The sequence below is a fragment of the Stenotrophomonas sp. 17(2023) genome (assembly GCF_030345315.1).
Lineage (GTDB): Bacteria > Pseudomonadota > Gammaproteobacteria > Xanthomonadales > Xanthomonadaceae > Stenotrophomonas > Stenotrophomonas acidaminiphila.
Genome location: NZ_CP128405.1, coordinates 3429163 through 3450363 on the forward strand (window position 1 = coordinate 3429163; position 21201 = coordinate 3450363).

18 protein-coding genes are annotated in these 21201 nt (G+C 72.1%); 5 read left to right on the forward strand and 13 right to left on the reverse strand.

Annotated elements, in window-relative coordinates; genetic code table 11:
• Positions 1-42: 42 nt before the first annotated feature.
• On the reverse strand, positions 43-1413 hold the full coding sequence (gene mgtE, locus QQA12_RS15530) for a magnesium transporter (protein ID WP_226049792.1): 1371 nt from the start codon (positions 1411-1413) through the stop codon (positions 43-45).
• A 330-nt stretch (positions 1414-1743) separates the two neighbouring features.
• On the opposite strand from mgtE, the gene QQA12_RS15535 reads away from it, so the two are divergent.
• On the forward strand, positions 1744-3564 hold the full coding sequence (locus QQA12_RS15535; protein WP_226049793.1) for a monovalent cation:proton antiporter-2 (CPA2) family protein: 1821 nt from the start codon (positions 1744-1746) through the stop codon (positions 3562-3564).
• 94 nt (positions 3565-3658) lie between these two features.
• Here QQA12_RS15535 and QQA12_RS15540 read toward each other — a convergent pair whose 3' ends face one another.
• Both QQA12_RS15540 and QQA12_RS15545 read right to left on the reverse strand, forming a co-directional pair.
• Positions 3659-6985 (reverse strand): ankyrin repeat domain-containing protein, encoded by a 3327-nt coding sequence (locus QQA12_RS15540; protein WP_226049794.1) that lies wholly within the window; start codon positions 6983-6985, stop codon positions 3659-3661.
• Positions 6978-7253 (reverse strand): YcgL domain-containing protein, encoded by a 276-nt coding sequence (locus QQA12_RS15545; RefSeq protein WP_054668310.1) that lies wholly within the window; start codon positions 7251-7253, stop codon positions 6978-6980. The genes QQA12_RS15540 and QQA12_RS15545 overlap by 8 nt, the downstream gene beginning before the upstream one ends.
• Positions 7254-7488: 235 nt before the next feature.
• Here QQA12_RS15545 and QQA12_RS15550 point away from each other — a divergent pair, with 235 nt between their 5' ends.
• From QQA12_RS15550 to QQA12_RS15560, 3 genes are read left to right on the forward strand one after another with little or no spacing between them, the layout of a single operon-like run.
• Positions 7489-8688: a beta-ketoacyl-[acyl-carrier-protein] synthase family protein gene (locus QQA12_RS15550; RefSeq protein WP_056930992.1), complete on the forward strand. Its 1200-nt coding sequence runs from the start codon at positions 7489-7491 to the stop codon at positions 8686-8688.
• Positions 8689-8693: 5 nt separating this feature from the next.
• Entirely contained in the window at positions 8694-9482 is a 789-nt protein-coding gene (locus tag QQA12_RS15555; protein WP_226049795.1) for a beta-ketoacyl synthase chain length factor, read from the forward strand.
• Complete coding sequence (locus QQA12_RS15560; protein ID WP_054668313.1) at positions 9475-10260, forward strand: glycosyltransferase family 2 protein; 786 nt, start codon at positions 9475-9477, stop codon at positions 10258-10260. The genes QQA12_RS15555 and QQA12_RS15560 overlap by 8 nt, the downstream gene beginning before the upstream one ends.
• A gap of 37 nt (positions 10261-10297) precedes the next feature.
• Here QQA12_RS15560 and fabG read toward each other — a convergent pair whose 3' ends face one another.
• From fabG to QQA12_RS15575, 3 genes are all read right to left on the reverse strand, one after another.
• The gene (fabG, locus tag QQA12_RS15565; protein ID WP_056930993.1) at positions 10298-11035 is read right to left on the reverse strand and encodes a 3-oxoacyl-ACP reductase FabG; all 738 of its coding nucleotides are present in this window, start codon (positions 11033-11035) and stop codon (positions 10298-10300) included.
• 113 nt (positions 11036-11148) lie between these two features.
• Complete coding sequence (locus tag QQA12_RS15570; protein WP_226049796.1) at positions 11149-12276, reverse strand: tyrosine-protein phosphatase; 1128 nt, start codon at positions 12274-12276, stop codon at positions 11149-11151.
• A 20-nt stretch (positions 12277-12296) separates the two neighbouring features.
• Positions 12297-14588: a TonB-dependent receptor gene (locus QQA12_RS15575; protein ID WP_226049797.1), complete on the reverse strand. Its 2292-nt coding sequence runs from the start codon at positions 14586-14588 to the stop codon at positions 12297-12299.
• 133 nt (positions 14589-14721) lie between these two features.
• Here QQA12_RS15575 and QQA12_RS15580 point away from each other — a divergent pair, with 133 nt between their 5' ends.
• The gene (locus QQA12_RS15580; protein WP_226049798.1) at positions 14722-15351 is read left to right on the forward strand and encodes a TetR/AcrR family transcriptional regulator; all 630 of its coding nucleotides are present in this window, start codon (positions 14722-14724) and stop codon (positions 15349-15351) included.
• Positions 15352-15378: 27 nt separating this feature from the next.
• Here the strand turns inward: QQA12_RS15580 and QQA12_RS15585 are convergent, their stop codons facing one another.
• From QQA12_RS15585 to QQA12_RS15615, 7 genes are read right to left on the reverse strand one after another with little or no spacing between them, the layout of a single operon-like run.
• A complete protein-coding gene (locus tag QQA12_RS15585) occupies positions 15379-15828 on the reverse strand; it encodes a phosphotransferase (protein ID WP_226049799.1) in 450 nt (149 codons plus the stop codon).
• A complete protein-coding gene (locus QQA12_RS15590) occupies positions 15815-18154 on the reverse strand; it encodes an MMPL family transporter (RefSeq protein ID WP_226049800.1) in 2340 nt (779 codons plus the stop codon). The genes QQA12_RS15585 and QQA12_RS15590 overlap by 14 nt, the downstream gene beginning before the upstream one ends.
• Positions 18151-18771 (reverse strand): LolA-related protein, encoded by a 621-nt coding sequence (locus tag QQA12_RS15595; protein WP_233324839.1) that lies wholly within the window; start codon positions 18769-18771, stop codon positions 18151-18153. The genes QQA12_RS15590 and QQA12_RS15595 overlap by 4 nt, the downstream gene beginning before the upstream one ends.
• Positions 18755-19735, reverse strand: coding sequence for an acyltransferase (locus QQA12_RS15600; protein ID WP_226049802.1), 981 nt, complete (start codon positions 19733-19735; stop codon positions 18755-18757). The genes QQA12_RS15595 and QQA12_RS15600 overlap by 17 nt, the downstream gene beginning before the upstream one ends.
• On the reverse strand, positions 19732-20028 hold the full coding sequence (locus tag QQA12_RS15605; protein ID WP_226049803.1) for a hypothetical protein: 297 nt from the start codon (positions 20026-20028) through the stop codon (positions 19732-19734). Before QQA12_RS15605 ends, QQA12_RS15600 begins: the two co-directional genes overlap by 4 nt.
• A 50-nt stretch (positions 20029-20078) precedes the next feature.
• Complete coding sequence (locus QQA12_RS15610; protein WP_226049804.1) at positions 20079-20801, reverse strand: ketosynthase; 723 nt, start codon at positions 20799-20801, stop codon at positions 20079-20081.
• Between the two features lie 5 nt (positions 20802-20806).
• Positions 20807-21076 carry a phosphopantetheine-binding protein gene (locus QQA12_RS15615; RefSeq protein WP_226049805.1) on the reverse strand — a complete coding sequence of 90 codons (270 nt, stop codon included), beginning with the start codon at positions 21074-21076 and terminating at the stop codon, positions 20807-20809.
• Positions 21077-21201: the final 125 nt, after the last annotated feature.

Here is a 21201-nt window from a genome sequence, read left to right on the forward strand (position 1 = left end):
GCCAGCCGCGCGCCAGGCGCCCGCCAACCGGCCGCCACCGCGCTACAGCAGCGTTCCGCCCAGGATCATCGCCGCGATGCTGAAGTAGATGACCAGGCCGGTGACGTCCACCAGGGTCGCCACGAACGGCGCCGAAGCGCTGGCCGGGTCGAAGCCCAGCCGCTTGAGCACGAACGGCAGCATCGACCCGGACAGCGAGCCGAAGGTGACGATGCCCACCAGCGCCGCGCCGATGGTCACCGCCAGCAGCTTCCAGTGCTCGCCGTAGTCGTGCAGGCCGGCCAGCTGCCAGACGCTGATGCGGAGGATGGCGAGCAGGCCGAGGATGGCGCCCAGCACCGCGCCGGTCGGCAGTTCGCGCAGCGCCACCTTCCACCAGTCGCGCAGGCGCAGTTCGTGCAGCGCCAGCGAGCGGATCAGCAGCGAGGTCGCCTGCGAGCCCGAGTTGCCGCCCGAGCTCATGATCAGCGGGATGAACAGCGTCAGCACCACCGCGCGCGCCAGTTCGTCCTCGTAATGCTGCATCGCGCTGGCGGTGAGCATCTCGCCGAGGAACAGCACGCTCAGCCAGCCGGCGCGCTTCCTGATCATGTCGAAGAAGCCGATATGCATGTAGGGACGGTCCAGCGCCTCGACGCCGCCGAACTTGTGCACGTCCTCGGTGGACTCGTCGATCAGGGCATCGAGGATGTCGTCCACGGTGACGATGCCGAGCATGCGCTGCTGCGCGTCGACCACCGGGATCGCCAGCAGGTCGTGGCGGCGGATCAGCTGCGCCACTTCCTCCTGGTCCAGCTCCGGGCCGACGCTCACCGGCGGGTTGACCTGCGCCACGTCGAGGATCGAGTCGGACGGCGCGCCGGTGATCAGCCGGCGCATGGTCACCACCTGCAGCAGTTGCCGGGTGCGCGGGTCGAGCACGTAGATCGCGTAGACCGTCTCGCGGGTGCGCTCGACCTCGCGGATGTGCTGCAGCGTCCGCGCCACGGTCCAGTCGGCAGGAACGCTGACGAACTCGGTGGTCATCAGCGCGCCGGCGGTGTTGGGCGGGTAGCTGAGCAGCAGCTGGATCGAGCGGCGCGCCTCCGGGTCGAGCAGCGGGATCAGCCGCGCGCGCTGCGCCTCGTCCAGCTCATGGACGATGTCGGTGGCGCGGTCGTCGGCCATCAGCCCGAGCAGGGCGGCGGCCCGGGCCGGCGGCATCGCCGCCACCAGCTCGCCGGCATGCTGCAGCTCCGGCGCTTCCAGCAGCTTGACCGCGCGCGGCAACGGCAACGCCGCCAGCACCGCGCCGGCAGCGGCCTGTTCGAGCTGGTTGAGATGGACCACCGCGTCGGCGGTGTTGAACTCGGCCAGGGGTGCGCCAAGGGCGCTGGCGTCCGCTGCCGGACGCAGGAGTTGCTTCTGGTTCATCGTGTTTCGCCTTGCCGACCGGGTCGGCTGCTGGGTTGCGGGCGCAACGCCGGCAGCGGCGAAACACCCACTCAGGCGTTGGCCGTCACCGACGTCGGACGAGATCGACTTCTACTGTCGCTGGGCATGGGTGGGACTCCGAGGGAAGTACCGCGCGGCACGGGCCGGCGGCTGCGCGAGTCTGCGACCGGCGCCCGGCGGGGTCAAGCGGCGTACCGTGAAATTTTCCAAGGCCGCAGGCGCGCGGTACTCTTTCGTACAGGCACCCGCATGCGCCCACCCCGGCCACGGCTCCGCCTTTCCCCTTCACTTTCTCCGAGCGTGATCCCGATGCATGGCGGCGGTCTGGAACTGGCCCTGGTGCTGCTGTTGGCGGCCGTCATCGCCGTGCCGGTGTTCAAGCGCTTCGGGCTGGGCGCGGTGCTGGGCTATCTCGCCGCCGGCGTGGTGCTCGGCCCGCACGTGCTGGCGTTCGTGCACGACGCCGACCGCATCCTCAATGCGGCTGAAATCGGCGTGGTGATGCTGCTGTTCGTGATCGGGCTGGAGCTTTCGCCATCGCGGCTGATGGTGATGCGGCGCACGGTGTTCGGCGGCGGCGCGCTGCAGGTACTGGTCACCGCCGGGGTGCTCGGCGGGCTGTTGCTGCTCTACCACTTCCAGTGGAAGAGCGCGCTGGTGATCGGCACCGCACTGGCGCTGTCCTCCACCGCCATCGGCCTGCAGCTGCTGTCCGAGCACAAGGCCCTGAACACGGACTACGGCCGGCTCGGCTTCGCCATCCTGCTGTTCCAGGACCTGGTCGCGATCCCGCTGCTGGCGGCGATCCCGCTGCTGGGCGGGATCCGCAACGAAACCCTGACCTGGCAGAACGTGACCACCGCCGTCGGCGCGCTGGCCGTGGTGATCCTGCTGGGCCGGCCGGTGCTGCGCCACCTGTTCGGCATGGTCGCGCGCACGCGCATGCCCGAGGTGTTCACCGCCAGCGCGCTGCTGGTGGTGCTGGGCACGGCGTGGCTGATGCAGACGGCCGGGCTGAGCCCCAGCCTGGGCGCGTTCCTGGCCGGCGTGCTGCTGGCCGACTCCGAGTTCCGCCACGAGATCGAGTCGCAGATCGAGCCGTTCAAGGGCCTGCTGCTGGGGCTGTTCTTCATCGCCGTGGGCATGAGCATCGACCTGGCGCGCATCGCCGCCGAACCGACCGTGATCGCCATCGGCGTCGGTGTGCTGCTGGCGGTCAAGTTCGGCCTGCTGGTGCTGATCGGCCTGGCCGCGCGGATGCCGCTGCGCAGCGCGCTGATGCTGGGCAGCGTGCTGTGGCTGGGCGGCGAGTTCGCCTTCGTCGTGTTCAACGAGGCCGAGCGCGTCAACCTGCTGGGGCGCATCAACCATGACCGCCTGGTGGCCATCGTCAGCCTGTCGATGGCGTTGACCCCGCTGCTGATGATCGGGCTCAAGCAGCTGGTGCGGCCGCGCACCCCGAACCTGGGCCCGGAGCGCGCCCCAGACAACATGAACGACGCCCAGGCCCAGCATCCGCAGGTGCTGATCGCCGGCATGGGCCGCTTCGGCCAGATCGTCGCGCGCCTGCTCACCGCGCAGCGCATCCCGTTCGTCGCGCTGGAAGCGGACCCGGGCACGGTGGAGGACCTGCGCCGCTTCGGCAACCACCTCTATTACGGCGATCCCACCCGCCCCGACCTGCTGCGCGCTGCAGGCGGCGACCAGATCCGGGTGTTCGTGATGGCCATGGACGACCCGGATACCAACCTGCGCGCGGTGCGGCTGGTACGCAGGCTGTACCCGAACGCCAAGGTGCTGGCACGCGCGCGCAACCGCCAGCACGCGTGGAAGCTGATGGACATGTCGGCCGAGCCGTTCCGCGAAGTATTCGGCTCCAGCCTGGAGATCAGCGAACGGGTGCTGACCGCGCTTGGCATCGCCGAGAACACCGCGCGCGAGCACGTGCGCCGCTTCCGCGAACATGACGAGAAGCTGCTCAAGGCCCAGCACCTGGTCTACGACGACGAAGCGGCGGTGATCCAGACCTCGCATGACGCACGCGCCGACCTGATGCACCTGTTCGAGGCCGACGCCGGCGACGACGAGGACGACGGTTCGCCGCAGCGGCCGGCGGCGAACCGCGAGTGACGGCGTGCATGCGGCACCGCCATGGGTTGAAGCCACGGCATCGCTGATGCATCCGGCAGCGGCCGCTGCCGGCAGGTGAGGAAGGCGACCGCGGTCAGCCGCGGTCGCGCAGGAACCGGGCCATCGACGAGACGCCCGGCACCGCCGGTTCGAACTCGCCGGCCACGTCGATGAAGCCGCGCATGACCGCGATCTCGCGCGGGCTGCGGCCCAGCGCGTCGCGCAGGTCGGGGTCGGCGCCGGCGCGCAGCAGGCGCTGCACCAGCAACGGCAGGCCATGCAGCGCGGCCAGGTGCAGCGGGCCGAAGCCGCGCGGATCGCGCACGTCCAGCGCCACTTCTTCATCGAGCAGGCGTTCGACCGCGGCCAGCACCACGTGCTCGTCGCAGGCGGTGCCCGGCTCGGCACGCGCGCCCAGCAGCAGCAGCAACGGGGTGACCGTACCGGCCGAGGGCTGGTCCGGCTCGGCGCCGGCCAGCAGCAGGGTGTCGAGCAGCGCCAGCAGCCGCGTGCGGTCGCGTGCGGTGAACCCGTAGAGCGCGGCGCAGTGCAGCGGCGCCAGCTGCTGGTCGTCGCAGGCATGCACGTCGGCGCCGGCGGTCAGCAGCTTGGCGGCGATGTCCGGCAGCCCCAGCGCCGCGGCCAGCATCAGCACGGTAACGCCGCCCGGCAGGCGGTGGTCGATGCGTGCACCGGCGTCGAGCAGGGCGGTGACGATCGCGGCCTGGCGCATGCTCACCGCCGCCGACAGCGGCGTGGCACCGCTGGCGGCCGCGTGCTGCGGGTCGGCACCGCGCGCCAGCAGCAGGTCCACCGTGGCCACGTGCCCGCCACCGGCCGCACGCAGCAGGCCGGTGCAGCCCTGGGCATCGACCGCATCCACCGGCAGCCCGAGTTCGACCAGGCGGCGCACCGCGTCGGCGTCGCCGGCCATCGCCGCGGCCGGCACGTCGGATTCGCGCAGTGCGCGCAGCGGCAACGGCCAGCCGCGCCAGTCCAGCCAGTCGGCCAGGTCGCGGCGGCCACTGGACAGGGCCACACCGAGCGGCGTCTGCCCGTCGGCGGCGCGGGCGTCCGGCGAGGCACCATGCATCACCAGTTGTTTCAGCGAAGCCTCGCGCGCAAGCGCGGTGGCCAGGTGCAGCGCGGTCATGCCGTGGCTGTCGCGCGCCTCGCGGTCGACCCCGTGCACCAGCAGCCAATGCTGCACCTTCAGCCAGCCCAGGCGTACCGCCAGCGCCAGCGGCGGATCGCCGGCGGGCGATGCGCCGAACGGGTCGGCGCCCTGTTCGAGCAGCTCCAGCACGAACTGCTCGGTACCGCGCGAGCCCTGGTCGTGCTGCACGCAGGCAGCCAGCAGGCGCCCCAGGCCGCCGCGGCCGGCGGGCGAAACCCCGTGCCGCAGCAGTACCTGCAGCGTGGGAACGGCATCCACGCCGCGCGCCAGCAGCGCGAACATCGGCGTGTCGCCGCAGGCATCGAGCACCTCGGCATCGGCACCGTGCGCCAGCAGCCAGTCGACCACGCGCGGCTGCAGCGCCAGCTCCACGTCGTGCAGCAGCGTGCCCAGTTCCCGTGCCGAACACAGCCGCGCCAGCGGTGCCATGCCCTCGGTGTTGCCGAAGGCCAGCGCCTCGCGCAGCAGTGCCAGCGGCGGACGGTCGTTGAGCTGTGGTGGCGTGGCCGCGCCATCGCCGGCGTCAGCGCCGGCAAGCGCGTCGCTGACCGCGGCCGGCAGCGGATACGCCGGATCCAGCAGCGAGACGATGCTCCAGCGGCCGGCGGCGGCGGCATGGTCGATGGCACGGCGGCCATCGGCGGCAACCACATCGGCGGCGACGCCCAGCTCCAGCAGGCGGCGCACCAGCGCCGCGGTCACGTTCTCGGCGCGGCAGGCCAGCAGCACGGCATTGCAGCCCTCGCCATCGACCGCGGTGACATCGGGTTTGTGCGCGAGCAGGCGCTCGAGCACGCCGGCATGCCCATGCGCGGCGGCATCCAGCCACGGCGTGCGGCCGGCGGCATCGCGCGGCTCGACATTGGCGCCGGCCGCGAGCAGCGCATCGACGATGTCGCCGTGGCCGGCCGCGGCGGCCTCGTGCAGCGCGCTGCGGCGGCGGCGGTCGCGCGCGTCCAGCCGTGCCTTGTGCTTGAGCAGCAGTTGCACGCCGGCGGCATCGTCGTCTTCGGTGGCGGCGGCGGGAATCAGTACCGGTACGCCGTCGGCGGGTTCGACCCGGGCGCCGCGTTCGAGCAGGAACCGCGCCAGCCGCCAGTTGCCGGCCTGGCAGGCCACCGCCAGCGGGCTGTGGCCTTCATGGTTGAGCGCGTCGATCTCGGCGGCGGCATCGCGCAGCAGCGCGGCCACGCCCGGGTCGGAACTGCGCGCGGCGTGGTGCAGCGGGGTGTTGCCGTCGGCGTCGGTGGCGCGCGGATCGGCGCCGTTGGCCAGCAGGGTCATCACCGCCTCGGGGCGGCCATGCCAGCTGTCGCGGGTCGCCGCCAGCAGCGGGGTCATGCCGCGATGGGCCAGGTTCACGTCCACGCCGCGGCCGATCAGCGCGCGCAGCAGGCGCAGGTCCGGCAGCACCGCGGCCAGTACCACCAGGCTGCGCTGGTCGCGCGAATCGGCCGGCGGCGGCGCGTGCGGATCGGCGCCGGCATCGAGCAGCTGCAGGGCGCGGTCGACGCGCCCGGCGCGCGCGGCCTCGTACAGCTGCGGCACCCATTCGTGCTGTGCCATCGGCTCCAGCGGTGCCGGTTCGGCCAGCGCCTCGGCAAACGGATCGAAGGCCTGCACCGCCACGACCGGCGCGGCCGGCGCCGCGGCCGGCAGCGCCTGCAGCGCGGCGTGCAGCAGCGGCGAGAACAGGGCGACGGCGATGGCCAGCGGCCAGCGCAGGCTGTCGCCGACCAGGCCAGGCCAGGCCGGCGCGACCACCGCCGCGCACAGCAGGCACAGCACCAGCGCCGCGCCGACGCCATGCCAGGAGTCCATGGCCCGCGAGGACAGTGCCTGCCCCTGCGCGCGCAGGGTGCCGCCCTCGCGTTCCAGCGCCTGCCACAGCGGCCAGGTGCGCCACAGCGCGGCCACCGCGATGCTCAGCGCCACGCACAGGGCCAGCACCGCCTGCAGGCTGCCGCTGTCGTGCAGCGCCGCCAGTGGCCAGGACACCAGCAATGCCAGCAACAGCGTGCCGGCGGTCCACACCGCAAGCAGGCCCGGCAGGTCCTGCCGTGGCAACGCGGACAGCGGCGCAGGGGCTCGCGTGCGCCGCCACCACGACACTCCCAGCGCGAACGCGGGCTGCGCCAGCAGGCCGCACGCGGCAGCCGCCACGCCACCGAACCCGGCGGCGAGCGCGAGCAGCGCGCCGAGCGCCAGCGCGCCTAGGGCACGGGTACGGCGGGCGTCAGTCATCGCGGCCGTCGATGCGGGCGATCTTCACCGGCGCCAGGGGCTGCGGTGGCAGCTGCAGATGGAACCCGTGCGCGGCCAGGTTGGCACGCACCTGCGCGGCGTCGGCCTGGGCCAGCCGCCGTTCCGGGGTCAGCGCGACTTCCAGCACGAACGCGAACGGCGCCAGGGCGGCGCCGAGCGTGGCCGGGATCGCATCGAAGTTGTCGCGCTTGGCAAGGTAGACGTAGGTGTCCTGCTTGCGTTGGCTTTTGTAGACGTAGGCTTGCATGCCCGCGGGCGTTGCCCTGCTTGGGAATCCAAGTGATTGTGTCGGAAACCCGACGCCGGTGAAAGGCATTGCCGTACGCCGCCGTCCGCATCTTTGCCGGGGCTTCATTCATTTTCATCAAGAAACGCGCACGCCATCACCCTGCCGGGACACCGTACGGTGGACGGGCGCCCCGATATACTCGCGCCCCGCCCAATGCCCGGAAGACCGCGTGACCGCCGCCTCGCCACCGCGCCTGCTCCCGCTGAACATCCTTGCGCACAGCGCCACCACCGCGCTGGGCGCCGGGCTGGATGCGCAGCGCCAGGCGCTGGCACAAGGCCGCAGCGGCCTGCGCCGCAACGATTTCGGCGCCGACCCGCTGGACTGCTGGATCGGCCGCGTCGACGGCGTGGAGGAGGTGGCGCTGCCGCCGGCACTGGCCGGCCTGGAATGCCGCAACAACGCGCTGGCGTGGCTGGCGCTGCAGCAGGACGGCCTGCTCGACGCCGTGGCCGCGGTCGTCGCCCGCCACGGCGCCAGCCGCGTGGCGGTGGTGATGGGCACCTCCACTTCCGCCATCGGCGCCACCGAGGAGGCGTACGCGCGCCTGCACACCGACAGCGCCGGCGTGGCGCATTTCCCGCCGGAGCTGCAGCGCCCGCGCATCCACACCCCGCATGCGCTGGGCGATTTCGTCCGCGCCGCCACCGGGCTGCGCGGACCCTGCGTGACCGTGGCCACCGCCTGCTCGTCGAGCGCCAAGGTGTTCGCGCAGGCTGCGCGGCTGATCCATGCCGGCTTCGCCGATGCCGCCCTGGTCGGTGGGGTCGATACCCTGTGCGGCAGCGTGCTGTTCGGCTTCCATTCGCTGCAGCTGGTCGCCACTGCGCCGTGCCAGCCGTTCGACGCGCGCCGCAGCGGGCTGTCGCTGGGCGAGGCCGGCGGCTATGCGGTGCTGGAACGCGCCGGCGCCGGCCCGGAGACCGCGCTGCAGCTGAGCGGATACGGCGAATCCAGCGACGCCCACCACATGTCGGCGCCGCATCCGCAGGGGCTGGGCGCGCGCCTGGCGATGCAGCAGGCGCTGCACAGCGCCGGACTCGAGCCCGCGCAGCTGGGCTACCTCAACCTGCACGGCACCTCGACCCCGGCCAACGACGGCGTCGAGGCCGCCGCGGTGGCGGCGCTGTTCCCGCCGTCGCTGCATGCCAGCTCGACCAAGGGCTGGACCGGCCACACCCTGGGCGCAGCCGGCATCGTCGAGTCGGTGTTCGCGCTGCTGGCCTTGTCCGACGGGCTGCTGCCGGGCACGCTCAACAGCACGGTTCCCGATCCGGCCTGCGGGCCGCAGATCCGGTTCGACAATGCGCGGGCGGATATCCGCCATGCGATGAACAACTCTTTCGGCTTCGGCGGCAACAACTGCTCGCTGGTGTTCGGCAAGGTGGGATGAGGCGCATGCGCGAAGCGGTCGTCGAAGGCATCGGATTCTGGGGCAGCGGGCTGCCCGACTGGGACGCGGCGTGCGCCTGGGCGCGGGTGGGCGTGCAGCCGGCGCAGGTGCCGGCGCGGCCGGCGCCGATGCTGCTGGCCGCCAACGAGCGCCGCCGCGCACCGGCCACCGTCGCAGTGGCGCTGGAAGCGGCACTCGCCGCCTGCGAGGCGGCCGGGCGCGAAGCGGCTCAGCTGCCGTCGGTGTTCACCTCCACCCATGGCGAGATGTCGATCAGCGACTACATGTGCACGACGCTGGCCAGCGACCCGCGCGCGATATCGCCGACCCGCTTCCACAACTCGGTGCACAACGCCGCCGCCGGCTACTGGACCATCGGCACCGGCGCGCACGTACCGGCCACCGCGATCAGCGCCGGCCGCGCCAGCTTCGCGCAGGGCCTGGTCGAGGCGATGGCGCAGCTGGCCGCCGGCAGCGAGGCGGTGCTGCTGGTCGCCTACGACGGCCCGGCGTGCGGGCCGCTCGGCGAAGTGGCCCCCAGCGAAGGCCTGCTCGGCGTCGCCCTGGTGCTGTCGGGCACGCCCTGCGCCGGGCTGCCGACGCTGCGCATGGCGCTGGAGCCATGCGCCGGCACCGACGCCGCCGATGATGCCGGGCCACTGTCGCGGCGGCTGGCCGGCAATGCGATGCAGCCGGCGTTGCCCCTGCTGGAGGCGCTGGCGCTGGAACGCACGCAGGTGCTGCTGCCGGCCGGCCCGGACCAGGCGCTGCGGATCGACATCGGCCATGGCTGATTCCCGCATGTTGCGCCCGGACGACGTGGCGGTGGTGATCCCGGCGCTCAACGAAGCGCTGCGCATCCGCGAGGTCGTGAGCGGCGCGCTCGCGTTCTGCCCGCACGTGATCGTGGTCGACGACGGCTCCGACGACGGCACCGTCGAGTGCATCGCCGACCTGCCGGTCACCGTGCTGCGCCACGCGCGCCGCGGCGGCAAGGGCCAGGCGCTGCGCAGCGGGTTCGCCGAAGCCGTGCGGCGCGGCCTGCGCGGCGTGCTGACCATGGACGGCGACGGCCAGCACGCGGCGACCGACCTGCCACGGCTGCTGGCCAGCGCCAACCGCCACCCCGGCTGCATCATCATCGGCGCGCGGCTGCGCAAGCGCGCCTCGCAGCCGCTGCTGCGGCGCCTGGCCAACGAGTTCGGCGACTGGGGCGTGGCCTGGGGCACGCACTACCAGGTCGCCGACAGCCAGAGCGGGCAGCGCTTCTACCCGGCCGGGGTGATCGCCATGCGCGACGTGCCCGGCGAGGACTTCGTGTTCGAGGCGCAGGTGCTGATCTCGGCGGCACGGCAACTGGGCACGCGCTGCGTGTCGGTGCCGATCGAATCGCGCTACCGCAGCGCCGACCGCGACGAGTGCTTCCGCCCCAGCCACTTCCGCCCGCTGCGCGACCTCACCCGGATCACCGTGCACATCGTGCGGCTGGCGCTGCGCCATGGCGACGTGCGCAGGGTCCACCGCAGCATCCGCGCCAACCCGCCGCTCATCGACGACACCCCGAGCGGGTGAACCGCGCCGCCGGCCGCTGGCCGCATCCGCCGGCGGCTCAGCCCATGCCGCCGTTGACGCCGATCACCTGGCCGTTGATGTAACCGGCGTCGTCGCTGCACAGGAACGCCACCAGCGCCGCCACTTCCTCCGGGCGGCCCGCGCGTGCGGCCGGTACGGTCTGCCTGATCAGCTCCGGCGGGAACGCATCGCCGGCCATCCGGCCTTCGATCACCCCCGGGGCGACGACATTGACGCTGATGCCGCGGCTGGCCATCTCCCGCGCCAGCGACTTCGAGGCCCCGTGCAGCGCCGCCTTGGCCGCCGCGTAGTTGGTCTGGCCACGGTTGCCGAGCACCGCCGCCACCGACGAGACGCTGACGATGCGGCCCCAGCGCGTGCGCGCCATCGGCAGCAGCAGCGGCTGGGTGACGTGGAAGAAACCGTGCAGCGACACGTCGATCACCCGCCGCCAGCGCGCCGCATCCATGCCGGCCATCGGCGCGTCGTCGTGCACCCCGGCGTTGTTGACCACGATCTGGATCGGGCCGTCGGCCAGCAGGCCGTCCAGCGCCGCCGCGGTGGCCTCGCCGTCGGCCACGTCGAAGGCAACCGCCTGCGCGCTGCCCCCGGCGGCGGCGATCTCCGCGGCCACGGCCTGCGCGCGCGCCAGGTTGCCGTTGGCATGCACGATCACGTGCGCGCCGGCCGCTGCCAGCCGCCGGCAGATCGCCCCGCCCAGGTCGCCACTGCCGCCGGTCACCAGCGCGCGTCGTTTGTTGTCGATGTCGGCCATGCCGGTGTTCCACTTCCACTGCGAGCGCGCAGCCTGTCGCAAAGCGGCGGGCAGGGCAAGCCGGCGCGGACGCCCCCGGCGCCGCGCGCACGGGGGCATGGATGCAGCGGCGGTCAGCGCGCGGCGGTCCCGGCCGATGCCGGTGCAGGCTCCAGGTAGAGCGCGCGCAGCCGCGCCCGGTCGGCGGCGCCGACCCCGAGCTGCTGTTCCAGGTAGGCATCGATCGATCCATGGTCGGCACGGATCTGGTCGAAGGCGGCGCTGAGGTACATCGGATCGGTGCCCATCAGCGCACGCAGCGCCGGCTCGGGCAGGCGCGACAACGCGCTCATGCCCGGGTCCTGCGTGCCGGAGGCATCCATGCGCGTACGCAGGCGCTGCAGGCTGGGCACGCGCTGGCTCATCGCGTAGTCGTTGACCACCACGTCGGGGGCCACGCCCAGCGCGGTCAGTACCAGTGCGGCGAGCAGGCCGGTCCGGTCCTTGCCGGCGCTGCAGTTGAACAGCAGTCCGTCGCCCTGCTTGAGCACGTCGAACGCCTCGCGGTAGCGCGCGGCGAACGCGGCCGGCATCTGCCGGTAGAAAGCGGCCATCAACCGCAGCGCGGTTTCCTGCGGGTCGCCGCCCATGGCGAAGGCGCCTGCGAACGCCTTCATGTCGAAGTCCTGCTGGTAATCCCAGGCGATGTAGCGCCCGCCGCGGGCGATGCGCCCGGCCTGCGTCGGCGAATGGCTGCGCTCGCGGCTGTCGCGCAGGTCGCAGATGGCCGTGATGCCCAGCCGCTGCAGGTAGGCATAGTCGCTGTCGGTCAGGTCGGCCATGACCCCGCTGCGGTACAGCCGGCCCCAGCGCACGCTGCGGCCATCATCGGTGCGGTAACCGCCCAGGTCGCGGAAGTTCACCCCGCCCTGCAGCGGTAGTACGCGCTCGCCCAGGGTGGTCTCGTTGCCCCTGTTGTCGCCGATCCACACGTAGGGACGTACCCCGCTGGCGTGCTCCAGTTCGACGCGACCGGCACTGCCGGCCACGTCATCGCGCAGCGTGGCGCCGTCCACCGGCTTGCCCGGTGCGGGAGCCAGGCCGACGTCCAGCTTCTCGGCGGGCACCAGCGCACCGCTCCAGACCACGGCGATACGCGTCGGCGAAAGGCGCTCGATCTGTACGTCGGCCGGCAGGCGGGCGTGCGCGGCGGAGGCGAGCGAGGCCAGGGCAAGCGCCAGGGCGGTTTTCCTGCATTGCATGGGGTCGGTTCTCCCGTCGGTCAGAAGCGGATGCTGATTTCCGCGCCGAAGGTGCGCGGGTCGTTGAAAATGCCGTAGGTGCCCAGCGAGGTGCTGCTGCTCTTGTAGAACAGGTGTTGCTCGTCGAGCAGGTTGCGCGACCACAACGCGAACTCGGCGGTCGCGCCGGTACCGTTGAGCGGCACGTCGATCAGCGCGACGCGCGCGTTGACCACGAACGAGCTGTCGGTGAGCGTCTGCTCGATCTCGCTGGTGTAGAAGCCGTCGGACCAGTTGCCATCGACATGGAACTTCAGCGCCGCGGCGCCGAGCGGCAGCAGGTAGTCCACCGCCAGGCTGCCGGCGTTCTTCGGCGCGTACAGCGGCAACACGGTCACCACCGGGTTGCCCTCCACATAGGGATTGGGTGCCTGCAGCGCGCCGATGTCGGTGTAGGCGTAGTTCAGGCTGAGCGTCAGGTAGTCCAGCGGCACGATGTTCAGCTCCACTTCCGCACCGCGCGAGGTACCGGTGGTGGTGGCATTGGTGGTGTCGGAAACGGTACGGCTCTGCCCCGGCGCCAGCGGCAGGTAGAAATCCATCTGCTTGTTCTCGATGCGCGAATCGAACAGCGCCAGGTTCAGCCGCGCGCGGTTGTCCCAGAACTGCGATTTCAGGCCGAGCTCGAACGCGCTCACTTCCTCCGGCGCGAAGGCGCGGTAGCTGAACGAGCGCGAGTTCGCGCCGCCGGCCTTGAAGCCGGTGCTGTAGCGCAGGTAGGCCATCACCTCCTTGCCCAGGTCGTAGGCGATGTTGACCATCGGGTCGAAACGGCTCCACTTGCCGTCGAAGCCCAGGTCCGACGGCGCGTCGTTCAGGGTGCGCAGCACGCCTTCCTTCTTGTCGCGGGTCCAGCGGCCGCCCGCGGTCAGGTGCAGCCTGTCGAACGAGGCCGGCGTCCACGTCGCCTGGCCGAAGATGCCCAGGCTGTCGGTCCACGCCTTGCTGGCGCGGTCGATGCGGACCTTGCCCAGGTCCAGCGGCGCGTTGATCACCGTGTAGCTGCTGCCGTCCGCGTTCCAGCGCAGGGTGTTGGGCGTCTGCGCGTTGTCGGCCACCGCTTCCTTGTAGTAGAACGCGCCCACCGCGTATTCCAGGGTGTCGGTGTTGCCGATCAGCTGCAGTTCCTCGCTGTACTGGTGCTGCCACAGCTGGGCCAGGCTGTAGCGTCCGAACTCGCCATTGGGCGCGAAGGTGGAGATCGCATCGACCAGGCCCTGGTCGAACTGGCTCTGCCGCAGCTCGCGGTACGAGCTGATCGATTTCAGCTGCAGCGTGTCCGAGAGCATCCAGTCCATCACCAGCAGGTGCCCGTCGGTCTTGCCGACGCTGTCTTCCTGAGGGCCGCCGAAGATGGATCCGTCGCGGCGCCCGGTCGACGCGCCTTCGCGCTGCGCCTGGCTGGCATACGGGCCGGCCACCAGCAGTTGCGCGTGGTATGGCGTGGTCGCGTCGTAGGAGTAGTCGTAGGCATAGGTCGCCTGGAAGTCGGCGCTGGGCTGCCACAGCGTGGTGAAGCGCAGGCCGCGCTTGTCGTAGGCGTTGAAGTCGCGCTGGCCGCGCATCGGGTTGTCGGTGGTGCCGCCGCGCGAGTCGAGCACGCCGTCCAGCTTGAAGCTGAAATCGCCCACGCGCGGAAGGTCCAGGTGCGCGCCGGCGTTGTAGCCGCCGTAGTTGGACACGCCGGCGGTCGCCTTCAGGCCGAATTCGCCGGTCGGCTGGCGGGTGATCACGCTGATCGCCCCGCCCTCGGTGTTGCGCCCGAACAGCGTGCCCTGCGGGCCCTTCAGCACTTCGATCCGCTCCACGTCGTACAGCGCCATGCCCAGGCCCTGCGAGCGGCCCAGGAACACGCCGTCCACGTACACGCCGACGCCGGCGTCGCGTGCCGGCTGGTTGGCATCGCCCGAAGCGCCGATGCCGCGCATGCCGATGTTCAGCGCCGAGGAGCGGGTGGCGAACGGCGCCACCCGCAGCGAGGGCACCGAGCCGTCGGCCAGGCTGGCCAGCGAGATCGCATGGCGGTCGGCCAGCGCTTCGGCGCCGACCACCGATACCGAAATCGGCGTTTCCTGCAGGTTCGTCTCGCGCTTCTGCGCGCTGACCACCACCGAATCCAGGGTGGTGGCCGCCATCGCTTCGAGGCCGGCGGCGGGCGCGTCTTCCGGGCGGTCGTCGGCGAACGCCGGCAGCGCCGCCGAGGCAACGGCCAACAGCACCGCGGCACGGGTATGCAGCACGCCGGCCACCGCTCGTGAAAGAGGATGGGTCATGGTCTGGGTACTCGTCGTAGGTAGGAGGCGCGACGGATTCTGGTGGCCGGAAATGACAGGTGAATGACCGTTCACCTGTCGTGGATTCGGTTACCCTGCGCGGCCAGAGCCATCCCGGGGCCATGCAGAACCGATGAGTCCGACCGCACCTCCGGCCGCCAGGCCGCCCTCCGAGTACGCGCAACAGCAACGCCGCCGCATCCTCGAGGCCGCGCGCAGGTGCTGCATCGGCAATGGGCTGGAAGCCACCTCGATGGCCGACATCGCCACCGAAGCGGGAATCAGCATCAGCCTGCTGTACCGGTATTTCGCCAACAAGCGCGCCATCATCCTGGCGATGGTGCAGATGCAGCTGGACGAGGACCGGCAGGGCCTGGACAAGGTGCCGGTCACCTCCGACTTCGTCGGCGAACTCATCACCGCCTACGCGGCGTGGGGCCGCGGCGCGGCGGACATGCGGCATGCCGGTCTGCTGTCGGAGATCAGCGCGCTGGGGCTGCGCGACGCGCAGGTGGCGGAGGTCCTGAACCGGTTCGAGCGCGAATCATGCGAAGACCTGGCGCAGTGGCTGCGGCGCCGGGCCGATGCCCGTGGCGTGGCCCTCGACCCGGAAGACGCGGCGCTGCGCGCGGTGTTCATGCGCTGCTTCATCAACGGCCTGGCCGTGCATGCGATCCACGATCCGGACATGGACACCGCGCGGCTGCGCGCGCTGCTGACACGGGCCCTGGCCCTGGGACTGGGCGACGACGCGCGCGACTGAGGCACGACCGCCGCGACCGCGGCTGGGTCAGTCCTGTCCGGGAAGCGGCCGCGGCTGCAGCATCACCGCGGCCCGGCCTGCGGCCAGCACGCGGCTGCCATGGGTGATTCGGAAGCCGTACTGCTGGCTGCTTTCGGTCTCGGCCAGCACTTGTGCGGTCGCCTCGATGGCGCCATCGAGATCGTCGATGCGTGCCACGTGCAGCTGCACGTCGCGCAGCGCCACCAGCACCCCGGGCACCACCGCGCCGCCGCGCTGGCGCGCACGCAGGCCGCCATGCACCGCCATCGCCTGGGCGCCGTACTCGCACAGGTGGATCGCACGCAGCCGGCCGTCGCTGCGCAGCGGATGCGCCGGGTCGCGGTGGTTGCGCGCGCGCAGGACGATGTCCGTGGCGGTCCACGCCAGCACTTCGTCCCACAGGCACATGTCGCCCTGGTGCGGCACCAGCTGCAGGATGTCCTCACGCGCCAGCATCGGCGGCCTCCTGCCAGGGATGGCGTGATATCAGCAGCGCCAGCACGAAGTTGCACACCACGCCCAGCGCCACGGTGGTGCCGATCGCACGCAGCACCGGGATCGAGGACAGCCCGAGCAGGCTGAACACCAGCAGCGTCATCGCGCTGCACACCAGCAGCCCGTGCAGGGTACGCAGCTGGTCGTCGAGGCTGTCGCCGGCGTGCTCGAAGAACAGGCCGTAGTCCAGGCCCAGGCCGGCGGCGAGGATCAACCCGATCAGGTGGAACAGGTTCAGTTCGACGCCGCTGGCGCGCAGCAGCGCCAGCACCACCAGCGTGGTCAGCAGCATCGGCAGCAGAACCCGCAGCGCGCGCCGCGGCGAGCGCAGCGCCGCCCACACCGTGGCCGATAACAGCAGCACCGCCACCGCCAGCGCCATCAGCACGCGGCCGCGATACTCGGCCACCAGCGATTCGGAGGCATGCTTCAGGTCCAGCAGTTCGGCGCCATGCAGGCGCGCGCTGGTGGCCACCGCGGCCACGTCGTGCAGTCCGCTCAGCGACACCAGCGCGGTGGCGTGGCCATGACCCTGCAGCAGCAGACCATCGACCGCGGTGGCCAGTGGCGTGCCGTGCAGGTCCTGCGGCTGCAGCACCGGTGCGCCGCGGGCACGCTGCACGTCGGCGATGAACGGCTCGAAGGCGTCGTCGCGGAACGGGGTTGCAGCCACCGCCGTGGCCAGCGCGCCGCGCAGCGTGGCTTCGTCCGGCAACCGCTGTTGCCGCTGGCGCTGCAGCGCGGCGCTGGGCAGGTAGCGCGCGGCCATGTCGTAGCGGTCCAGCGCGCCGTCGGCGACCAGCTGCTCCAGCACCGGCCGCAGGCCTTCGCTGGCGGCCAGCGCCGCCTGCGCATCGGCGCCCCGCACGGTGATCACGTAGCGCACGTCGGGCGCGCCGAGTTCGCCGCGCAGCTGCGCATCGCGCTGCAGGTCGGCCGGATCCACCGGCGTCAGCTTGCCCAGGTCGTTCTGCCAGAACGGCCCCGGCGCCCACACCAGCACCGCCAGCGCCGCCACCGCCAGCACCGCCAGCGACCGGCGTGGGCGCGGCAGCCGCCGGGTATGGCGCCACAGCCGCGCCAGCCGCGCCGAATCGGCGAAGTCGCGGGTGGCCGGGTCGACCAGCGCCGGCAGCAGGTAACGCGTGGCCAGCGCCGCGGTGGCCAGCGCGGTGATGGTGAACACCGACAACTGCTTCAGGCCATCGACGCCGGAGAACAGGAAGGTGAGGTAGGCGATGCAGGTGGCGACCACCCCGGTACCCAGGGTCGGCCACAGCGCGCGCACGTTGTCCCACGGCGAACGGCCCGGGCGTTCGTGGCTGAAGAAATGGATCGGGTAATCCTGCACCACGCCGATCAGGGTGAACCCGAAGGCGATGGTGATGCCGTGCACGCCGTCGAAGGCCAGCGCCACCGCCGACAACCCGGCCAGGCCGGCGCTGGCCAGCGGCAGGAAACCCAGGATCGGCATCTTCCAGCTGCGGTAGGCGATCCACAGCAGCAGGATCATGCCGAGCGTGTCGATGGTGCCGATGGTGCCGGCCTCGCGCGCGGTGCGGTTGCCGATCTTCACCGAGAACGCGCCCGGCCCGCTCATCTCCAGGCGGCTGCCGCTGTCGCCGGCGATGCCCGCGAACGCGGCCGTGATGGTGTCCACCGCCTGCTGCTGCGCGCCGGGGTCGAAACCGGCCGCGCGCGTCTGCACCAGCAGCAGCGCCTGGCGGCCGCTGCGGTCGAACCAGACCTCGTCGATGCGCTGCGGCGCGTTGGCCGGCTGCAGCGCCTCGGCCACGCGCAGCACCTGCAACGTGGGATCGGACGGCAGCAGCGGCTCGACCAGCGCCCCGGCCGGCGAGCCCAGGTCCTGCAGCCGTGCCTGCAGTTCCTCGCCCAGGCGATCGGCGCTGAACGCATCGGGTGGCAGCGCGTCGATCAGGTAGCGATAGGGCAGCAGTCGCTCGGGAAAGGCCTCCAGCCCGGCCTGGCCGCCATTGGCGACCAGCTCGAACTGCGGGTCGTCCGCCAGCGCCTGGTGCAGTTGCCGCGACTGCTCGGCCAGTTGCTCCGGCGCGGCACCGGACAGCGCCAGCAGCAGCAGCCGCGCGCCCGGGCCTTCGCCCAGTTCGTCGAGCAGCAGCTTCTGTGCCGGGGTGCGCGCATCGGGCATGAACTTGCGCAGGTCGCCGCTGACCTGCATGCGCCCGCTCAGCCAGGCGGTGAGCAGGCCCAGCAGCAGCAACCAGGTGATCGCCAGGCCGATGCGCAGGCGCGGGGTGAGCTTCAACGCCGGCTCCCGTCCAGGCCCGGAGCGGCGACGGAACCGGCCTGCGCGCCGTCATGGCACAGCGCGGCCAGGGCATCGGCCTGGTGCACGCCATCGGCGGCAGTGGCCGCCGTGCCCAGCAGGGTACGCTGCAGTTCGCCCCGCGCCGGCTGCGTTTCGATGCAGCGCAGCTCGCCGTCGCGCCCCCGCAGCGTCACCGCACGCACCCGCACCGCCAGCGCCTGGGCCCTGGGCGTGAGCACCAGCTGCCAGCGCTGCGCGGTGCCCGACGCCTGCAGGCGGTAGGCCTGTTCGAGCGCGGCCAGGTCGCCGGACAGCAGCGCGCCGAAGCTGGCCTGCAGGTCCGACAGCTCCGGCACGCGCTGCAGCGAGAACACCCGCGGCGGCTTGCCGGCGCGAGCGATGCTGACCTTGCCATCGGCGATCGTGGTGGTTTCGGCATAGGGCACGCGCACTTCGCGCACCAGCGTGGCCGTGTCCGGGCGCCGGTAGCGGCCTTCGACCCGCAACGGTTCCTTCAGCAGCGCCGAGCCGCGCAGTTCGACGAAGCCGGTCTGGCTGGGCGCCGGCTGCGCCAACCGGCGCAGGATCCACCCCGCGTCAACGTCGGCCGCCATCGCCGGCGCGCTGGTCCAGGCGCCCAGCAGCGCCGCTGCCGTCAGGCGGCGCAGGAAGTGAGGCTTGGGAATGCCAGAAATCATAGAAATTGAACCAGTTCCAGGGAGCGCCGCGCAGGTGGTGTTCGAGCCTGCCGGCATAACGGTGAACCAGCGCCGACAGGGCCTCGGCCCGCTGCGCGCGCGGTACGTCGACCGCGGTCGCGAACGGCTCGAACAGCAGATCGTAGCGGTTGCCGCCGCGGTACAGGCCAAAGGCCAGCATCACCGGCGCCTTGAGCACGCTGGCGATCAGCCACGGTGCGGTCGGGAACGGCGCCGGCGTGCCCAGCAGCGGCGCGGCCAGCGCGGTTTCGCCCGGCCGCGCACGGTCCACCAGCAACGCCACCATCGCCCCTTCCTGCAGCGCCTGCTGGATCGCCAGCACCACGGCCGGCCCGCCCTGCCCGGCATCGATGATGCCCGCGGCCAGGCCGGGGTCGAGCTCGGCCAGCAGTTCGGTGATGGCGGCATTGTGGCCACGGTCCAGCAGCACGCGCAGTTTCAGGTCCGGCCGTTGCCGGCCCAGCGCGCGCAGCGCGTCGAAGCTGCCCAGGTGCGAGCCGAACAGCAGCACGCCGCGGCCTTCGTCCAGCCGCGCAAGCAGCTCGCCGGTGCCTTCGGTGCGGATGTCGAACAGGTCCATGCGCCCGCCGAGCAGGAATACCCGGTCGAGGATGGTGGCGGCGAAGGTGTGGATGTGGCGCGCCACGTCACGCAGCCGGGCGCGGCGGCCCAGCACGCGGCCGAGGTAGGCGCGCGAGGCGCGGCGCTCGCTGGCGCGTACCAGCAGGAAGTAACCGGTGATCGGATACAGGCAGAGCCGGGCGATGCCGCGCCCGCCGTGGCGGGCGATGGCCGCGATCAGGCGGATAGCGGCGCGGCCACCGCCCTCGGGGCGGCGCTTCCAGTCGGCATCGCTCATGCCGCCGGTCCGCCGCCGGCCACCAGCTCACCGCGTGCAAGCAGTTCGTCGCCACGCCACACCCGGAACTTCCAGTGCGGCGCACCGCCGTCCAGTTCGATCCGTGCCTCCTGCCCGGGCAGCAGCGGCGCCATGAACTTCACCTGCGGCAGGCGCAGCGCGCCCAGCGGTCCCCCGGCCGCGGCCTCGACGGCGCGCATGACCTGCTCCAGCACCACCACGCCCGGCACCAGCGGCCGCCCCGGGAAATGGCCGGGCAGGCAGGGATGGTCGGGACGGATGCTGAACAGCATGGCAGGGTGGGTGGCGGCGGGGGCCACAGGATACCCGCGGCCCCGCCGGTTCAGCGCAGCAGGTCGCGCCAGAACGCCGGGCCCAGCTGCCCCATCTGGCGCACGAACTGGCCGGCGCTGCGGTAGGGCCGGTGCGGGAACAAGCGGCAGCGCAGCGCGTATTCGGCGACGAAGAAGCCGCCGATCAGGCCCCAATCGGCGACGTTCGCCCACCACGACCATTGCGCGTGGCTCAGCGGCCAGCGCGGCTGGTGGCCGAACGCGGCCAGCAGGCCATCGGGCACGGCGCTCATCGCCAGCGCCAGGTTGATCGCCGCCAGCAGCGCCAGCAGCAGCGCCCAGGCCGCGGTCAGGCGCCGCGCATAGCGTTCCAGCGGCGGCTCGACCGGCACCCCGGCGCGTGCATGCAGCGCCTGCACGATGCGGGTGATCAGCGGTACCCGGCCGGACCGCAGCGAGCGCGCGAACCCCCAGGCCACCAGCAGCGGGAACACCACCGGCGGCGCCAGCAGCAGCATCCAGGCCCACGGCGAACGCCCCAGCCAGGCCAGCAGCAGTGCCGACGCCAGCAGCGCGGCCCAGGCCAGCGGCCGGCGGCGCGCGAGCGCATCGAGCAGGCACAGCAGCACCAGTCCGAACAGCGCCAGCGCGGCCCAGCTGCCCTCGCTGCGCAGGCTGGCCACGTGCGACAGGACCGGATAGGCAAGCAGCAGCAGGAGCCGCAGCAGCTGGGCGGCCGCCCCGTGGCCGGGCGCGTGGCCGGCACCGTTCATGGCGTTCAGGTGGTGCGGTGGGCCTGCACGTGCGCCGACAGCGCGCGCAGCGAGGCGAAGATGCGGCGGTTGTCGTCGTTGTCCGAACGCAACTGGAAGCCGTAGCGCTTGCCGATGGCCAGGGCCAGTTCCAGCGCATCGATCGAGTCCAGCCCCAGCCCGTCGTTGAACAGCGCCGCCTCCGGGGCGATCGCCGCGGGATCCACGTCTTCCAGGTTCAGGCTCTCGACCAGCAGTTCGGCCAGCTCGCGCTCGGCCTCGGTTTGTTGCGACATTGCCACTTCCATGAAGAGATTGATGCGCAACGATCCGGTATCGCCGCCCGCGGCGCAACCATGGCCACGACGGCGCGCGCGGTATCATGGCGGTTTCTGCAGCACCGATCCGCGCGCACGATGAC